Consider the following 17,191-nt stretch of genomic DNA (forward strand, 5'->3'; position numbering starts at 1 on the left):
TGATTTTGTAATATTTTTAAATATTCGCTTCCGATTGGAAGGATTTTCAACAATTGTGTAGAAAATTAATGTTGTAGTGGGCTTTTTTTGTTTATTTACTTTTAACTTAGTTCTACCCTGGATGTAATTTATTCGAAGTAGGTGAGTTGTATAGATATTCCGATCCATGTTTTATTGCTCCAAGGTATTCCGGAACAAATTGGAATGGTTGCATTGGCATACGCGATTACGAAGCTTCCTTTTCGCTGGAAAGAAATTATTCCCTTAGGGGTATTGCTGGCACTAACTGCTTACGTTATTAGGTCCATGAGCATGCCCTTTGGAACGCATACTCTGGCAATTATTTTTATTTTGTTTATATTTTTAATGCTGAAGGGAAAAGAAATAATCACGTCTTTAATTACAACGCTTCTCTGCTTGGTAGCTATTAGTATTTTCGAGCTTATTTCTATTTCATCCCTTATGGCGATTTTTAACACATCGCAAGAGGCCGTTTTTACCGATCCAATTAAGAGGGTGTTATTTACTGAGCCCCAAGTTATTTTGCTTTTTGTTACTGCATTTATAGTTAGGCGAAAGAGGGAGAAGAATGATTAGCCTTAATGAAATGAGTAATGACTTGACTAATATTATCACGAAAGATTTGGATTATAATGACGACAAAAAAGAGATTGTTGCTTATGCCATCGAGACATCACTACATTCGGTAATAGGTGTCTTGCTTTTGATTCTTTTTGCCTTATTAGTCGGTGCAGTCAAGACAGCCCTTATCGCGGCCGTCTTTGGAGTGATACTCCGCAGGTTTTCCGGAGGGGCACATTTTGATACCCCCACTAAATGCCTTATTTTTGGGGCAATCTTGTATAGTGGTCTTGGGGTGCTGACCCAAAAGCTAGTGGAGTACCGGGTCGTTACTGATTTAATGCTGTGGGCATGCTTAGGCGTTGCCTTAATTATCGTTAGTATTTTGGCCCCGGTCGATAGCGCGAATAAACCGATTCACTCTGCAAAACTAAAAAGAAATTTAAAAGGCTTATCCATCGCATTTGTTATAGTAAGTTTTGTTATTGTTTTAATATCATCTAATGCGATGCTAAATGTCAGCTTGAGTTTGGGAATACTCTATCAATCCTTAACCTTGCTGCCGCTATTTAATCATGGGGGAGGTGGATAATGTGAAAAAGACAATCTTTGCAGCACTCGCCACATCATTGATGGTCCTAGCCAGCGCAACATCCGTATTTGCATGCGCAATCTGGGCCTATCAACCCAAAACGCCGAAATCCTTGCAGAAATAATCTAAGATTCTCTTAAAAAGCTGGGTTTGTCCCAGCTTTTTAAGGTTTGGAGGCTAAAATGGGCAGAGGACTTTCTAATCGATCAATTATTCAATCCACCTTATTAAATATTACAATAAGTGTTTTTATTCTCAGCATGATTCTAATTTTCTTATTCGGCCAAACTTTTTGGCAGAAGGAATCGATTAAGCTGGATTATGAATTATTAAGTATCGCCATTGAGGCTAAGGAAAGAATTGTAAGCCAATACATAGAGAGGCTTGCTGAGGATAACGCCAGTTCACGGCTTTCGGAAAACAATGACATACAAAAACTGAGTGGTAAAATAGAACCCCTCCTTCAAGAGGCATCTCCCTATTCGGTGGCCTATTATGACATTGAGGCGGATTGGGTCTTTTCCGAAGAGGAAAAGATTAAGTATACGCTGGATCAAATTCTGCCGAATTTAAGTGAGAATAATGGTACACAGCATTTGCGGCTTGAACATTTGAGTCTCGTAAGTATTTCGATTGTACAGGACAATCAATTATTAGGGTATGTGTGGGCCTTTGCCGACAACCCCGAATTCAACTTGATTTCCTTTTCCAGCGTAAATATATTCTTTGTGTTTATTTTTGCACTTTTAAGTATTATTATTCTTTTAATTAATAAACATCTAAAAAATATTCAAACCCAACTAGAGAATTTCAGTGAGTCCATTGTTCATCCTGAGACTGTACCCATGTGGGATGTTTCCAAGCTGCCAGAGCTAGTGCCAGTTTTTCATAAGATCATGGATTATACTCAAGAGCTTAGTAGTATGAATGAAGAGTTACTGGAGTCTCAGCAACGATTGACCCAGATTATGGAGGGCATCTCCGATGGATTGCTTTCTTTAGATACGGAATGGCGGATACTATTTTATAATCAAGTGACCAAGAAACACTTCAATCTTTCGGATAAAGATTTGTATATGAAAAGCGTTTTTCAAGTTATTCCAGGGTTCCAGAACACAACAACCCATCAGTTATTTGCCTCGACCTTCAACCAGCTGGAGCCTCGTTATTTTGAAGCGGATGGGATAGTTGTTAAAGGGAAGTATTATAACTTTAGCGTGTATCCTTTTCATGGGGGAATCACAATTTTCTTTAGGGATATTACGGAACGAAGGTTGCAACAGCAGGAGATGGGTCGCCTTGAACGGCTTAACCTAATCGGTCAAATGGCGGCAGGGATTAGCCATGAAATCAGAAATCCCCTTACCACGGTCAAGGGTTTTCTGCAGTTGCGCAGTTCCAAGGTGAATGACCCAGAAGAAAAAGAATACAATGAGCTGATGATCTCTGAAATTGATCGGGCGAATACGATTATTACCGAATTCCTATCTTTGGCGAAAAGCAATATAGTTCATAATACGGAACAGGATATCAATCAAATCATATATCGGATTTTCCCCATGATTCAGGCTGATGCTAATAACACGGGTAAGGAAATCTTACTCAACCTAAATCCGCTGCCGAGCTTAACATTGAACGAAAATGAAATTCGCCAATTGTTGCTCAATCTCGTGCGCAATGCTTTAGAGGTTACTTCGACAGGCGGATGCATCATCATTCGCACGTATGAGGAAGGAAATCATGTAATCTTAGCTGTTCAGGATCAAGGGCCCGGTATTCCTGCGGAAATCCAAGAGAAAATCGGTACTCCCTTCTTTACCACCAAAGAAAGTGGTACAGGTTTAGGTATTGCTATCTCTATGGGCATTGCTCATCGCAATAATGGTGATTTGGGTTTTGAGACGAGTAGCCAAGGCACGACCTTTAAGGCTAAGTTTAAAAAGCTTACCTTAGTCACTGGCTGAGAAGGGCTGATGCATTTTCGGCCAATCGTGGGTGAAGTTGACAGATAAACGGTCATTTGGTTAAATAAATGAATAACGTAAGGATAGTTGCAGTTTAGGTGTGGAAACGGAGGAGTTAAGATATGAACATGAGTCAAAAGCCTCTACCGGAGCAGTATCTTTCTCTCAGTGAGGAGGAAATGGATCGACGGATTCAGCAAGCGAAGAAAGTGTTGGGTTCGAAGCTCGTGATATTAGGACACCATTATCAACGAGATGAGGTTGTTCGCTATTGCGATCACCGCGGAGATTCCTTGAAGCTTTCTCAATTGGCTGCCCAAGCGAAGGATGCTGAGTTCATTGTTTTTTGTGGTGTGCATTTTATGGCGGAGACCGCTGATATTTTGGGTGCGCCTGAGCAGAAGGTTATCCTGCCGGATTTAGATGCGGGCTGTCCTATGGCTGATATGGCAGAACTAGAAGATGTGGAGCGATGTTGGAATCAGATTACCGCCCAGTACCAAGCGGAATTTGTGCCTGTAACCTATGTGAACTCTACGGCGGAAGTCAAAGCCTTTTGTGGCCGTCATGGGGGGTTAACCTGTACCTCTTCCAATGCCCTGAAGATCCTTAAGACTCTGTTTAATGAGGGCAAGCATGTGCTCTTCCTTCCCGATGAGCATCTCGGTCGCAATACCGCTATCCAACTGGGCTTAGAGGAAGAAGATATGTTCCAATGGCAGCGAGAGAACTGGGATATTGAATTGCCGAAGGTCGCCCCGCAGATTATTCTTTGGGATGGCTACTGCGGTGTTCATCAGAGATTTACTCCCGCCCATGTGGATTATGTCCGGAGTCAGTATCCGGGCATTACGGTGATTGTCCATCCGGAATGTAGTCATGCTGTAGTAGAAAAATCCGATTTGAGCGGCTCCACCGATTTTATCATTCGTCAAATTACGGCAGCTCCTGCCGGCAGTGTGTGGGCGGTGGGAACGGAGATCAATCTAGTCAGTCGCTTGGCCAAGGAAAATCCCGATAAAACCGTCATCTGCTTGAATGAAAATGTTTGCCTCTGTGTGATGATGAGCCGTATCAGCCAGCCCCATCTCCTATGGGTTTTGGAAAACCTACAGCAAGGCAAGGTGGTCAATCAGATTAGCGTCAAGCCTGAAATAGCTAAGGATGCTGTGGTGGCTCTCGAACGCATGCTGGAGTTGAGTAAGTAAAACTACTCAAGATTAAATAAGCTTCAATCTATCCTACAATTCTTCTAAGATTGGACGGGGCAAAGGAGTAGCAGGAGGATTATGCACGAGCACTATGGATGATGGGATGGAGGGTGTTTATGCGTATTGAGCAGCTATACTATCTTGTTGAGGTGAGCAAGAATAAATCCCTGACTGTTGCTGCGGAGCAGATTCATGTGTCCCAACAGAATCTTAGTGTTGCCATTCGTAATTTGGAGAAGGAGTTTAATGTTGAGCTTTTAGTACGTTCCCATAAGGGTATATCCCTTACCAGTGAGGGGGAGGAATTTGTCAATAAAGCACAGGAGATTTTGACAAAGATTGACGAGCTGAATTCTCTATTTAATAAGAAACAGCTTGCCAAAAAAGTCCTTAAAGGTAGCCTCTGCATTGACGTGGTTCCTTACATGACCCTCCCGGATATTCTGGTTTCCTTTTATAAACTGCACCCCCAGGTCAATGTCATTTTAAAGGAGCACAGTCCTCAAGAAATTATAAGTAATGTAGCTGAGGGGAAAAGTGACGTTGGTATTATCTTCCGCACAGGCGAGGATCAGGGATTTTCTGAGACCATCTCTGACCTGGGATTGAACTATGAAAATATTCTTGACGATAAGATTTTTGTTTGTGCCGGAAAAAAGTCCTCCCTTAAGAAAAAGCGTGTGATCTCGCATACCGAACTCTTTGAACAAAACTTGATTGTATCCGAAGATCTCTATGGGTGGATTCTGGATACTATCAAGCGTTATCAGGACCCCTCTTCTATACAGATTCAGAAATCAAATAGTATGCAGATCTATAAAAAAATGATTGAAGAAGGTTTAGCAGTGGGTTTTGTTACCGGAATTGGTTTGGAAAAAGAGCTTATTTTCAAGAAGGGGGAAGTAGTTCCTATAGCCATCGAAAAGCACAATAATATCACCATTGGGTTGGTGTATTCTAGTGTTAATTCACAGACAGAGCTCTGTAAGGAATTCATTAGCTATCTTAAATTAACAACACAAGATTATCATTGCTGATCAAGCTTATAGCTCATGAGCAAATCTTTAACTATTTATCCGAGAGACTCTCTCGGATTTTTTTATACATCTATATGCCTTAGCAAAGACTTGTTAGTAACTTGCTGCAAACTCTCTAGGATAAAAGGCCACAAATCAGATTTGTGGCATCCCGCAGAATATTCTAAATTATGTGTTAGCCAGAACAAGTGAAAGTGACTACAATGTATATAAGAGGTTACATGGCGCCGTCACCTCATAAAAGGGGGCATAAGGAATGAATATAGTTGTTATTGGCTCAGGTGTTATGGGACCTGGTATTGCTCAGGTATTCCTCATGGGTGGACATCATGTAATTATGTCTGATATTAAGGTGGAAGCCTTAGCGGAAGGAACTAAAGAAATACGTAATAGTCTAACCTTAATGGCATCCAAAGGGATCACCAATCAGGATGTCACGACCCTAATGAGCAATTTCCAAACCATGACCAGCTTAGAAGAAGCAGTGAAAGATGCGGACTTAGTCATAGAAGCTATCCCTGAGGTTATTAACATAAAACAAAAGGTTTATGAGGATTTAGATCAGTTCTGCCCTAAAGATACTGTTATTGTCAGCAATACATCGGCCTTGCCATTACCAGAGATATTTCCCCATTTTCGTCCGGGAAGTTTCTTCGTGGCTCACTTTATGAATCCACCCCAAATCATACCCTTAGTAGAAATAGTGAAAAACGACAAAACAAATCCAGAAAAAGTAGCTTGGCTCCGAGAAGTACTAGAGAAGTGTGGAAAAAAACCTATTGTCATCAATCAATTTATCAAAGGTTTCCTCATCAACCGGATGCAGACAGCTATGGCTCGGGAAGCCCTGTACCTCTATGAAAAAGGAGTTGTTTCTCTAGAGGATCTGGATGTAGCAAATACAGCTTGTATCGGATTCAAATCCGCATGGCAAGGAACTTTTGAAACCATGGATTACATCGGCTTAGATACCTGTGCCTTTGCTTACAATATCATTTTCCCGGATCTTTGCAATGACACGACAGTTCCCGCTACAGTGACCCAAAAAGTTAAGGAAGGGAAATTAGGCTTAAAATCAGGGGAAGGATTCTTCACCTATCCAGAGGATTCTAATGAGGTCTCCATGCAGCGACAAGCAGGTCTTTTAGAACAGCTTAAACTCTTTAACGATTACATTAAAGAATAAAGCGCATATAGTGGCATGTCACCTTGGATGACTTTGGTTTAAAAACTCCTGAAGTTAGGAACTTTCACTCGGGAGGAAAATAGAGATGAACACAAAATTCTCCTTAAGCCCGCGTCAAAAAGCCCTATGGCCCATCCTCATCTTGGGGGCGTTTTTCGAAGGCTTCGATGATGCATTGATCAATATTGCTTTACCTTATATTAAAGCAGATTTCAATCTGACCACCCAGATGTCCGGCTATGCACTGTCCATTATTGCCTTTGGTACCATGGTAGCCTTCTTTGTTTCGCGCATGGCGGACACTATCGGTCGCCGCAGAGTATTTTTAACCTGCGTGTATTTGTATTCTACGTGCAGCTTCTTGACAGCTTTTTCTCCTAATATCCAAGTGTTTATCTTCTTCCAATTTGTAGCTCGGATCTTCTTAATAGGCTGTTGGTCTGTGGGATATGTAATTCTTTGTGAGGAGTTCTCCACGGAGCATCGAGGAAAAGCTGTGGGGAGATTCCAGTTGACTGCTGTATTCGGGGCTTTGCTGATTGGAATTCTGCTTCCCGTTTTCACTAGTTTTGGTTTAAGCTGGCGAGCTCTTTATGTAGTAGGTGCTATTCCTATCATTCCTGTTTACCTTATGAGAAAGAATTTGCCTGAAACAGAGGCTTTTCTACAGATACAAGAAGAAAAGAAGGAAGGCAATCGTGCGCAGAAGGAAGATTTCTTTGGTCCTTGGCGGAGTCCTTTTACCAAGTATATGGTCGTCATGTGTCTGGTATGGGTATTCCTTTATTTCGGAGTCAAAGGATCCTTGAACTTCTTCTCCCTCAGAGTGGTTAGTGAATTAAGCTGGACTCCCAACATGGTAAGCTTAGGCCTCGTTCTCCAAACCCTTACTGGAATCTTCGTCATTGCCATGAACGGTAAAATGATGGACGTCATCGGACGCAAGCGTGCTGCTACCATCATCATCATCGTTGGTTGTGTATTTAGTGTATTGACCTTTACTCTAACAGGCTTCTACCCAGTACTGATCTGCAGCATTATTTCCGCGGGATTTGTTAACTCTTTCTTAATCGTAGGTTCCACTTTAACGAACGAGCTCTTCCCAACGGAAATCCGTGCGAATGCCATGGCTTGGTCCAATAACATCGTCGGCCGAATGGGACAGATTATTGTTCCTACCGCGGTTACTACTATGGCAATCTGGCTAGGCCTAGGAAATGCAACAGCCGTTGCCGTGGCTTTACCCTTAATTTCCCTCATATTAATTCTTTTCTTCTTGCCGGAAACGGGGATGAAGAAACCGAAAAATATCGACCCCTTAAATCCAAATGCTATTTCCAAGTAACAATGTGTAGTGTTAGTGAGCGTAGGCAGAAGTGCTATTTATGGAGCAGGCCTAGTCTGTTGGCTAGCTACTGAACTAAGAATAAACGGAGGTTTTTCTCATGGAAGGAAAATGCAGAGCAGGAGCTCTTGTTTCTGAGGTCTTGAAAAAGGAAGGCGCTAAATATATCTTTGGTATTCCAGGTGGGCATATCTATCCTGCCATGGAGCGCTGTGAAGAACTGGGTATTCCCTTCATCGGTGTTCGTCATGAAATGACCGCTGCTTTTGCAGCAGAAGGCTGGGCCTTAACCACCGGTAAATTCGGAGTATGCACAGGAACTGCCGGTCCAGGGGTGACTAATTTACTTACCGGCTTAGCCAACTCTTATGTGGGAGGGTTCCCGGTTTTTGCTCTCGGCGGTAAAGCTCGGGTTACGGAAAATGACCGTAACGAGCTCCAAGATTTTAATCAAATGGCTATTCTCAGTCAAATGACTAAGCATGCTCGTGCTGTCTCTGAGCCCAAACGGATCCCGGAATATGTGGGAAGAGCTATCGCTCATGCCACTACCGGCAAACCTGGACCAGTCTACATCGAGGTTCCCAGAGATCTTATGGAAACTGAAGTAGATCTCTCCACAGTGGAGTTCCAAGAAAGATATATCACTGAAAGCAAGCCCCAAGGAGATCCTGCCAGCATTCAAGCTGCTCTGGAACTGATTAAAGAAGCTCAAAAGCCGGTCATCATCGCTGGTTCTGGAGTATGGTTCTCCCAAGCTCATCATGAACTCCAAGCATTCGTAGAAAAAACCGGCATTCCCTTCGCAACCCGCAACGCAGCCAGAGGATGCATCACTGATAAACATCCATTGTTCATTAGCCCCGGCTATGATCACCCCATTCTCCAAGCCCTTTTGGCAGAAGCAGATCTAGCCATCGTTATCGGCACTAGACCTGGCTTTACCTTAGGCAGAGGAAACTTCCGCAAAGACATGAAAATCATCCGCATCGATATCGATGCTGCAGAACTGAATAATCAGCTAGACGTTAAAGTGGGTATCCACGGCGATGCTAAGGAAGTTTTGAAGCAGCTCAATGCCGGAGTCGAGTCAGCAAGTCGTCCCCAATGGGTAGGATTCCTTAATGCCGTAAAACAACAATTTGCCGGTCTCTTTGGCCAAATGTGCGACCCCAGTCATTCACCTATTCATCCAGTTCATTTGATGAGTCAAATTGCACAAAGGGTGAATGAAGAAACCATCGTCGTCGTCGATGGGGGCGATACGGCTACTTGGGCTACTTTAGCACTACCAGCTTATGGCCCTGGACAAATGCTCTCTATTGCTGCAACTAGCTTTGGTCCTTTAGGTGTGGGCATGGGTTATGCCATCGCCGCTAAGCTGGCCCATCCAGAGAAGAAGGTCATTATGATCACTGGAGACGGAGCCTTCGGTTATGGAGTAGCAGAATTCGATACCTTGAAGCGGTATGGACTTGATATCACCACTATTATCCTTAACGATGGTCTCTGGGGCATGATCAAGCGCTCTGAGGCTAAGAAAGCCAACGGCAAAGCCAAATTCGTGGGTGTAGAGCTAATGGAACAAGTCCATTATGAAAAGGTAGTGGAAAGCTTGGGCGGTTACGGTGAATTCGTCACAGACCCTGCAGAAGTAGGCAACGCTATCGACCGTGCTCTAGCTTGCGGCAAAATGTCCTGCGTCAACGTCATCACCGACCCCCAATTCGGCCCCCCTAGCAGATAAGAGTGGAACAAGGGTACAGGTATAATTATTCAAATTTGGGGACAGGGGAATAGATCCCTTGTCCCAGTTCCCTACCTAAACCCTGAAGCATGTGAGTAATTACATATACTGAATAACAAAGTAAATTTATAATGCAACATTAGAAAGCAGCTAACTACTACAGAAATTGGAGGACACAGAAATGAGCGTAAAAGAAGAAATCTACTCATTTTGCGAGAAAATGAATACTGACCCAGGTCATATGGAAGATAAGGATTTAACCTTCCAAGTTAACCTAAAAGAAAGTGGCCCCATCCAAATGGTCATCAAGGATGCTCAAATCACAGTGTATGAGGATTGCCCCCATACACCGGAGTTGACCCTAACCATCTCTGATGATGATTATTCTAAATTACTTAAAAACCAACTCAACACTACAGTGGGTCTAATGACTGGAAAGGTTAAAGTGGACCGCGTTGATAAGGCCTTAAGGCTTTTGGAAGTCGTTAAGCAATACTACTAAGAACAGCAAAAGATTAACAATCATGAGTCTTGTTAAGTCATAGGTGGTTTCATGTAACTATCTTAGTAAAGCATAGAATATGCTGGAGTAGATTTGGAGGAAAGTTCTATGGAAAAAGTAAGAATGACACCCAGTGAAGCTATCTGCGAAACCTTATTGGCTGAAGGGGTGGATCATGTAACAGGTATTGTAGGATCAGCTTTTATGGATCTGTTAGATCTCTTTCCCACAGCCGGGATTAAATTCGTTCCTGTTCGTCATGAACAATCCGCCGGACATATGGAAGATGCTTATACTCGTGTAACCGGCCGTGCAGGAGTGCTCATTGGCCAAAATGGCCCTGGTATCACTAATATGGTCACCTCTGTGGCGGCAGCCAATTCGGCTCATACCCCTATGGTTATTATTTGCCCCTCAGCTGGGACTCCGACAGTGGGCTGGGACGGCTTCCAAGAAGCAGACACCGTTCAGATTTTCAAAGCTATTACTAAGGAAACCATTCGCGTACCTCATCCTTCCCGGGCTGCCGATTGCCTGCGGACCGCTTTCCGCATCGCTTACGCGGAGCGGGGCCCTGTACTCTATGATATCCCTAGGGATTATTTCTATGGAGAAATCGATGAGCAGATTCTCGAGCCCCATCAGTATCGTGTTTCCCAACGGGGTTGTGGCGATTTGGCTTCCATCGCTAAGTCTGTCGAGCTCTTAGGTTCCGCGAAGCGCCCAGTCATTATCTCCGGTCGCGGAGTTGTAGATACCCAATCCAAGGACATCGTAGCGAGAATTGCGGAGCTCCTTACTGCACCTGTTGCCTGCACATATCTCCATAACGATGCTTTTCCTTCAGATCATCACCTGTGGCTAGGGCCTATCGGATATATGGGCTCTAAAGCAGCTATGAATACAGTGGCAGAGGCAGATGTTATCCTTGCCTTGGGAACTAGACTTTCTGTCTTCGGTACCACTCCCCAATATGACATCAATTACTTCCCAGACAGTGCCAAGATTATTCAAGTGGATATTAATCCTCGCAATATCGCCAGAACCCATCCGGTAGAAGTAGGTTTGATTGCTGATGCGAAAGAAGCGGCCAAAGAAATCCTCAAAGGATTACAGGCGAAAATTCCCGCTCCTCAAGTTAATGAGGAGTACATGAGTGTCATCAAGAGTCGTCAAGTAGCTTGGGATAAAGAAATCGCTGAATTAGCTATGGTAGATGGCGATCCTATCAATCCCCGCCGTGCTCTTTTAGAAATCCAAAACGTATTGCCTGAAAATGCTATAGTCACTACTGATATTGGTAATGTCTCCTCGACAGCCAATAGCTACCTGAGATTTAAAGGTGAAGGGATGCATATCGCTGCATTGACTTTTGGTAATACCGGTTTTGCTTATCCAGCAGCTTTAGGTGCCCAAATGGCTAATCCAGATGCTCCTGTGGTCGCAATCGTCGGGGATGGTGCTTGGGGAATGAGCCTCCATGAAGTCAGTACAGCCGTAGAACATAATCTACCCGTCGTGGCTATTGTCTTCCGTAACATGGCTTGGTGTGCAGAGAAGAAAAATCAAATCGATTTCTACAACAACCGCTTTATCGGCGCCGATATTCCTAATCCGGAAAGCTTTGCTCCAGTGGCCATCGCCATGGGAGCAGAAGGTATCCGTGTTAGTAATCCAGAAGAAGTGGGACCAGCTTTAGAGAAAGCCTTGGCATCCCGGAAACCCACCGTGCTAGAAATCGTATGCGATGGAACCCAACTGGCACCACCTTTTAGAAAGGATGCGCTGAAATTACCTACTCGCCTCTTGCCTAAGTACAAGGATTTAGATGTAAGAAATTGGTAAAGGTCTTACGCTAGGGAAGCATTCGTTGTAGTTAAAAAAAGGTATAATTCCTCATAATTTTGACGGAATTATACCTTTGCCTATGTCAGCAAGTATATTCCGCAGGGCATAAGCAAAGAAGCACCTATTACTTTTATTTGAACAAAGATGATATTATTTGTAAGAGGAGTATAAAATGTATAAGTTATATTGTCGAACCTTTCAAAGGGTGTTGAAGCTTGGTACCTATTTTATCCCTTGGCGCACCCCTAAGTTGCTTGAGGGGGAAAAAAGCCTAGGCCAACTCCCCAGGCTTATTAAATATCAAGGCATCAATAATGTACTCATCGTAACTGACAAAGGAATTTCTTCCTTAGGATTAATGAATAGCCTACTTAAGGGATTAGAAGATGTAGATATCAAGTATAGTGTGTATGATGAAATCGTTCCTAATCCGACCATCGATAATATCGAAGAAGCCCTAAAACTGTACCATAACAACAAATGCAAGGGGATTATTGCCTTTGGAGGTGGGTCTCCAATGGATTGTGCAAAGGGAGTGGGAGCGCGTATTGCTCGTCCCCATAAGAAGATTCCCCAAATGAAAGGGCTATTCAAGGTCTTAAAAAAGATCCCGCCTTTGTTTGCTATTCCAACAACAGCTGGGACGGGAAGTGAAGCAACCATTGCAGCAGTAATCACTAATCAGGAAACACACGAGAAGTATGCAATTAATGATTTGGTGCTTATCCCTAAATACGCTGTATTAGACCCCGCGCTTACCGTAGGTTTGCCACCTCATATTACGTCTACGACAGGCCTAGATGCTCTTACTCATGCAGTAGAATCCTATATCGGCAGAAGTAACACCAGAGAAACTAAAGAGTTAAGTAGAAAAGCAGTAAACCTGATTTTCGATAATCTATTTGAGGCCTATTCAAACGGGACAAATCTTGTGGCCCGTGAAAATATGCAGAAGGCATCCTTTTATGCTGGGATTGCGTTTACCCGGGCTTATGTTGGATATGTTCATGCCTTGGCCCATCCCTTAGGCGGATTTTATGGAACACCTCATGGTCTGGCTAATGCGGTGATTCTACCCTATGTGCTTGAATACTACGGGGAGCCAGCCCATAAACCTTTAGCAGAACTGGCCGATTTAATCGGAATTTCTGAAAAGACGGATACTGCAGAGGAAAAGGCTTTGAAATTTATTGATGCGATTAAGAAGCTTAACCAAAGCATGGAGATACCTGAAACAATCTGCGGAATTATGGAGAAGGATATCCCAACGATGAGTGATCGGGCCTTTAAGGAGGCCAATCCACTTTATCCAGTACCGAGGATTCTATCGAGAGAAGACTTGATCAAGCTTTATGACCTAATAAGAGTAAAGAGATAGATAAAGAGTTAAAAAAGCTAAAGAAGTTCCGTGGAAGGTGTGCGTTATGAGTGATTTCAAAGAAATGATCCTTCAGCAAAGAAGATACTTTGAAGAGGGTGAAACCAAAGATCTGAATTTTCGTATGGAGAAGCTCAAGACCTTAAGAAAGGTCATTATTGATAATGAAGAAGAAATCAGGGAGGCTTTGCGTAAAGACTTAAACAAGACGCCCTTTGAGGCCTATGCTACAGAAATAGGGATTGTTTTAGAAGAATTGAGTTACACATTCAAGCATCTACCGAAATGGGTGAAAAGGAAAAGGGTAAGAACACCGATAACCCAATTCCTAGCCACAAGCTTCACCTATCCCGAACCCCATGGAATAACCCTGATTATGTCTCCCTGGAACTATCCCTTCCAGCTTGCGATGGCACCCTTGATTGGCGCCATCGCTGCAGGCAATTGCTCGGTTATTAAACCCTCTGAGTATTCCTTCAATACCTCTGTAGTAATCGAGAAGCTCATAAAAGAGAATTTCAAAGAGGAATTTATTACGGTAGTACGCGGTGGGAGAGAAGCTAATAAAACCTTGTTGGATGAAAAATTTGATCATATCTTCTTTACAGGAAGTGTAGCGGTTGGTAAGACAGTCATGGAAGCAGCCTCCAAACACCTTACCCCTGTAACTCTGGAGTTGGGTGGTAAAAGCCCTTGCATTGTGGATGAAACTGCAAATATAGACTTGGCGGCCAAGCGAATCATTTGGGGAAAGCTCTTGAATTCAGGGCAAACATGCGTAGCTCCGGATTATCTCCTAGTTCACAGTAGTATCAAGAGCAAGCTTATTGATAAAATGAAAGAATACGTGGTTGAGTTTTACGGGGAAAATCCCAGTAAAAATGAAGACTATCCAAAGATAATTAATGAAAAGCATTTTAAGCGATTGCAAAGCCTTATCCTAGGTGAAGAAATTGTCTTCGGGGGACAATTTAATGAAGAAACCCGTCAAATCTCCCCAACCATTGTTCATAATGTAACCTGGGACAGTCCAGTCATGGTGGAAGAGATTTTTGGACCCATTTTGCCGGTGCTGGAATTTGAGCACTTAAGCGAGGTTATTTCTCAAATCAATAAACATCCCAAACCCTTGGCACTCTACTTCTTTACTACTATAAAGGAAAGAGAAGAACAGATCCTTAGGGATATCTCGTTTGGTGGAGGATGTATCAACGATACCATTGTGCACTTAGCGACTTCCTATATGCCCTTCGGTGGGGTTGGTGAAAGTGGAATGGGAGGATATCATGGTAAGGCGAGTTTTGATACCTTTTCACATCAAAAAAGTATTATGAAAAGATCTAATTTGTTGGATATTCCTTTCAGGTATCCACCCTTTAAAAATAAGTTAAGCTTAGTAAAAAAGGTTATGAGATAGGTTGAGTCGATAAATATTGTATACATTGCTAATAACTGTTGAAAACAACCCTCGTACTATGTTATTTTTAAGGCATAAATTCTCATAGAGAAGAGCAAAGGCGCTCAAATGGACTGTACAAATGTACGTCCTTTTGGGCGCCTTTTTGTGTGTTGCAAAGGAAAGGGGAACGAAAATGAAAATCTTCGGAACAAATGTCTTCAATGATAGCGTTATGCGGGAGAGACTTCCAAAAAACATTTACAAATCCATCAGAAGCACCATCGATAATGGGCTGCCATTAGATCCTGGGGTGGCGGAGGTGGTGGCCAGTGCGATGAAGGATTGGGCGATTGAAAGGGGAGCAACTCACTATACCCATTGGTTCCAGCCCTTAACGGGTCTGACTGCCGAAAAACATGATTCCTTTATTTCTCCCACTGATGATGGCCGGGTTATCATGGAGTTTTCCGGCAAGGAATTAGTTAAAGGAGAACCCGATGCCTCCTCGTTCCCCAATGGCGGAATTCGTTCGACCTTTGAAGCCCGGGGCTATACCGCTTGGGATTGCACCTCACCGGCTTTCTTAAGGGAAGAGGGGAGCAATGTGGTGCTCTGTATTCCTACTGCGTTTTGTGCTTATACCGGTGAAGCCTTAGATAACAAAACCCCTTTGCTACGTTCCATGGAAGCTTTATCGAAGCAAGCCCTCCGCATGCTCAAACTTTTCGGAGATGAAGAGACCAGTCGCGTGGTCAGCACCGTGGGACCCGAGCAGGAATACTTCCTCGTGGATAGAGCTCATTATGAAAAGAGGATGGACTTGGTCTTGACCGGGCGAACCCTTTTTGGGGCAAAGCCTCCTAAGGGTCAAGAAATGGAGGATCAATACTTTGGCAGTATCAATGAGCGAGTATCGGCCTTCATGCATGATGTGAATCGGGAAGCGTGGAAACTGGGTATTTCGGCTAAAACTCAACACAAGGAAGTGGCGCCCGGTCAATACGAGATTGCTCCCGTCTTCAGCCTGACTAATATTGCTACCGATCATAACCAACTCATTATGGATGTGTTTAAAAAAGTTGCCAACCGCCATGGCTTGGTTTGTCTCCTCCATGAAAAACCCTTTGCCGGGGTGAATGGCTCAGGTAAGCATAACAACTGGGCCTTGGCAACCAGTGGCGGTAAGAATCTCTTAGATCCCGGTAAAACACCTCACGAGAATGCTCAATTCTTGACTTTCCTTTGCGCCGTGTTGAAAGCCGTTGATGAGCATGCTGAATTGCTCCGGGCCTCGGCAGCTAACCCCGGCAATGACCATCGTTTGGGCGCTAATGAAGCACCTCCAGCCATCATCTCGGTTTTTTTGGGGGATCAACTGAGCGATATCTTAGCCCAATTACAGAATGGCGGGGTAACCCACTCAATAGCTGAAAGCCGCATGAATATTGGGGTTAACACCTTACCCTTGCTGAGAAAGGATTCCACGGATCGGAACCGGACCTCTCCCTTTGCCTTCACCGGCAATAAGTTCGAATTCCGCATGGTGCCATCTTCACTATCCATCGCCGGACCGAATATCGTTTTGAATTCCATAGTCGCTGAAGCCCTTTGCCAAATGGCCGATCGTTTAGAAGAGGCAGAGGATTTTCAGGGAGAACTAAAAAAACTGCTCAAGGAAATTGCCCTTCAGCATTCACGAATTGTCTTCGACGGAAATAATTACTCTGAAGAATGGGTGGCGGAAGCGGCTCGCCGAGGCTTATCCAATATCAGCTCGACCGTGGATGCTATTCCGGCTTGGGTCACGGCAAAAGCAGTAGCGCTCTTTGCCAAGCACGGGGTTCTCAGTCCAACAGAACTGCACTCCCGTTATGAAATCCTGCTTGAGCATTACAGTAAAACCATTAATATTGAGGCGCAAACCATGCTCTATATGAGCAAACGCCAAATTATCCCCGCAGGGCTGAAAATGTTGCAAAGCCTAGCTAGCGGAATTTCTGCAGTGAAAGCAGTCTCCAGTGTCCCGGTAACGGTGCAAGAAGGGTTGTTAATTCAGGTCTCGGATCGGATGGTTAATTTGGATAGGAGTTTAAAAGCTCTCGAGATCAAGACGAAGGAAGCGCAAGTCATTGGTGAGGTGTTTGAACGAGGGGTATTCTATCGGGATCACGTCTTCACAGCCATGGCCAACCTCCGTATGGCTGCCGATCAGCTGGAGGAGTTGGTGGATCAAGAGTATTGGCCTTTGCCCAGCTATGCGGAGATGTTGTTTAGGCTGTAAGACTTCCTATAGCTAGATAAACAAAACCCACTATACGGTGGGTTTTGTTTCATTTTTAGAAAGTATAATTTCGTTGCCTAATGAAGATTCTCTCCTTAGAATTTAAGCCAGTACATGGT

General features: G+C 43.7%; 14 protein-coding genes. All 14 read left to right on the top strand.

Translation table 11 applies throughout. From position 1 onward, the window contains the following. The first annotated feature begins 141 nt into the window (after window positions 1-141). The 14 genes from DESDI_RS03215 (at window position 142) to DESDI_RS03275 (ending at window position 17,072) form a co-directional block, all read left to right on the top strand. On the top strand, window positions 142-597 hold the full coding sequence (locus tag DESDI_RS03215; protein WP_015261200.1) for a hypothetical protein: 456 nt from the start codon (window positions 142-144) through the stop codon (window positions 595-597). Further along, window positions 590-1,174, top strand: coding sequence for an accessory gene regulator ArgB-like protein (locus tag DESDI_RS03220; protein ID WP_015261201.1), 585 nt, complete (start codon window positions 590-592; stop codon window positions 1,172-1,174). The genes DESDI_RS03215 and DESDI_RS03220 overlap by 8 nt, the downstream gene beginning before the upstream one ends. 1 nt (window position 1,175) lies before the next feature. Further along, a complete protein-coding gene (locus DESDI_RS17520; protein ID WP_083879833.1) occupies window positions 1,176-1,298 on the top strand; it encodes a cyclic lactone autoinducer peptide in 123 nt (40 codons plus the stop codon). A 58-nt stretch (window positions 1,299-1,356) separates the two neighbouring features. Further along, on the top strand, window positions 1,357-3,138 hold the full coding sequence (locus tag DESDI_RS03225) for an ATP-binding protein (RefSeq protein WP_015261202.1): 1,782 nt from the start codon (window positions 1,357-1,359) through the stop codon (window positions 3,136-3,138). Between the two features lie 122 nt (window positions 3,139-3,260). Beyond that, window positions 3,261-4,346, top strand: a complete 1,086-nt coding sequence (gene nadA / locus DESDI_RS03230; RefSeq protein ID WP_015261203.1) for a quinolinate synthase NadA — start codon at window positions 3,261-3,263, stop codon at window positions 4,344-4,346. 119 nt (window positions 4,347-4,465) lie between these two features. Next, window positions 4,466-5,386, top strand: coding sequence for a LysR family transcriptional regulator (locus DESDI_RS03235; RefSeq protein WP_015261204.1), 921 nt, complete (start codon window positions 4,466-4,468; stop codon window positions 5,384-5,386). Between the two features lie 256 nt (window positions 5,387-5,642). After that, the gene (locus tag DESDI_RS03240; RefSeq protein WP_015261205.1) at window positions 5,643-6,572 is read left to right on the top strand and encodes a 3-hydroxyacyl-CoA dehydrogenase family protein; all 930 of its coding nucleotides are present in this window, start codon (window positions 5,643-5,645) and stop codon (window positions 6,570-6,572) included. Window positions 6,573-6,657: 85 nt separating this feature from the next. Beyond that, window positions 6,658-7,917 (top strand): MFS transporter, encoded by a 1,260-nt coding sequence (locus DESDI_RS03245; protein ID WP_015261206.1) that lies wholly within the window; start codon window positions 6,658-6,660, stop codon window positions 7,915-7,917. 100 nt (window positions 7,918-8,017) lie between these two features. Further along, window positions 8,018-9,664, top strand: a complete 1,647-nt coding sequence (locus DESDI_RS03250; RefSeq protein ID WP_015261207.1) for a thiamine pyrophosphate-binding protein — start codon at window positions 8,018-8,020, stop codon at window positions 9,662-9,664. A 181-nt stretch (window positions 9,665-9,845) separates the two neighbouring features. Beyond that, complete coding sequence (locus DESDI_RS03255) at window positions 9,846-10,166, top strand: SCP2 sterol-binding domain-containing protein (protein ID WP_015261208.1); 321 nt, start codon at window positions 9,846-9,848, stop codon at window positions 10,164-10,166. 108 nt (window positions 10,167-10,274) lie between these two features. Beyond that, window positions 10,275-12,011, top strand: coding sequence for a sulfoacetaldehyde acetyltransferase (gene xsc, locus DESDI_RS03260; protein ID WP_015261209.1), 1,737 nt, complete (start codon window positions 10,275-10,277; stop codon window positions 12,009-12,011). A 175-nt stretch (window positions 12,012-12,186) separates the two neighbouring features. Continuing rightward, on the top strand, window positions 12,187-13,392 hold the full coding sequence (locus DESDI_RS03265; RefSeq protein WP_015261210.1) for an iron-containing alcohol dehydrogenase: 1,206 nt from the start codon (window positions 12,187-12,189) through the stop codon (window positions 13,390-13,392). A 46-nt stretch (window positions 13,393-13,438) separates the two neighbouring features. Then, window positions 13,439-14,809 (top strand): aldehyde dehydrogenase, encoded by a 1,371-nt coding sequence (locus tag DESDI_RS03270; RefSeq protein WP_015261211.1) that lies wholly within the window; start codon window positions 13,439-13,441, stop codon window positions 14,807-14,809. A gap of 175 nt (window positions 14,810-14,984) precedes the next feature. Then, window positions 14,985-17,072, top strand: coding sequence for a glutamine synthetase III family protein (locus tag DESDI_RS03275; protein WP_041219245.1), 2,088 nt, complete (start codon window positions 14,985-14,987; stop codon window positions 17,070-17,072). Window positions 17,073-17,191 lie beyond the last annotated feature (119 nt).

It is taken from the genome of Desulfitobacterium dichloroeliminans LMG P-21439 (genome assembly GCF_000243135.2).
In the GTDB taxonomy this organism is placed as follows: domain Bacteria; phylum Bacillota; class Desulfitobacteriia; order Desulfitobacteriales; family Desulfitobacteriaceae; genus Desulfitobacterium; species Desulfitobacterium dichloroeliminans.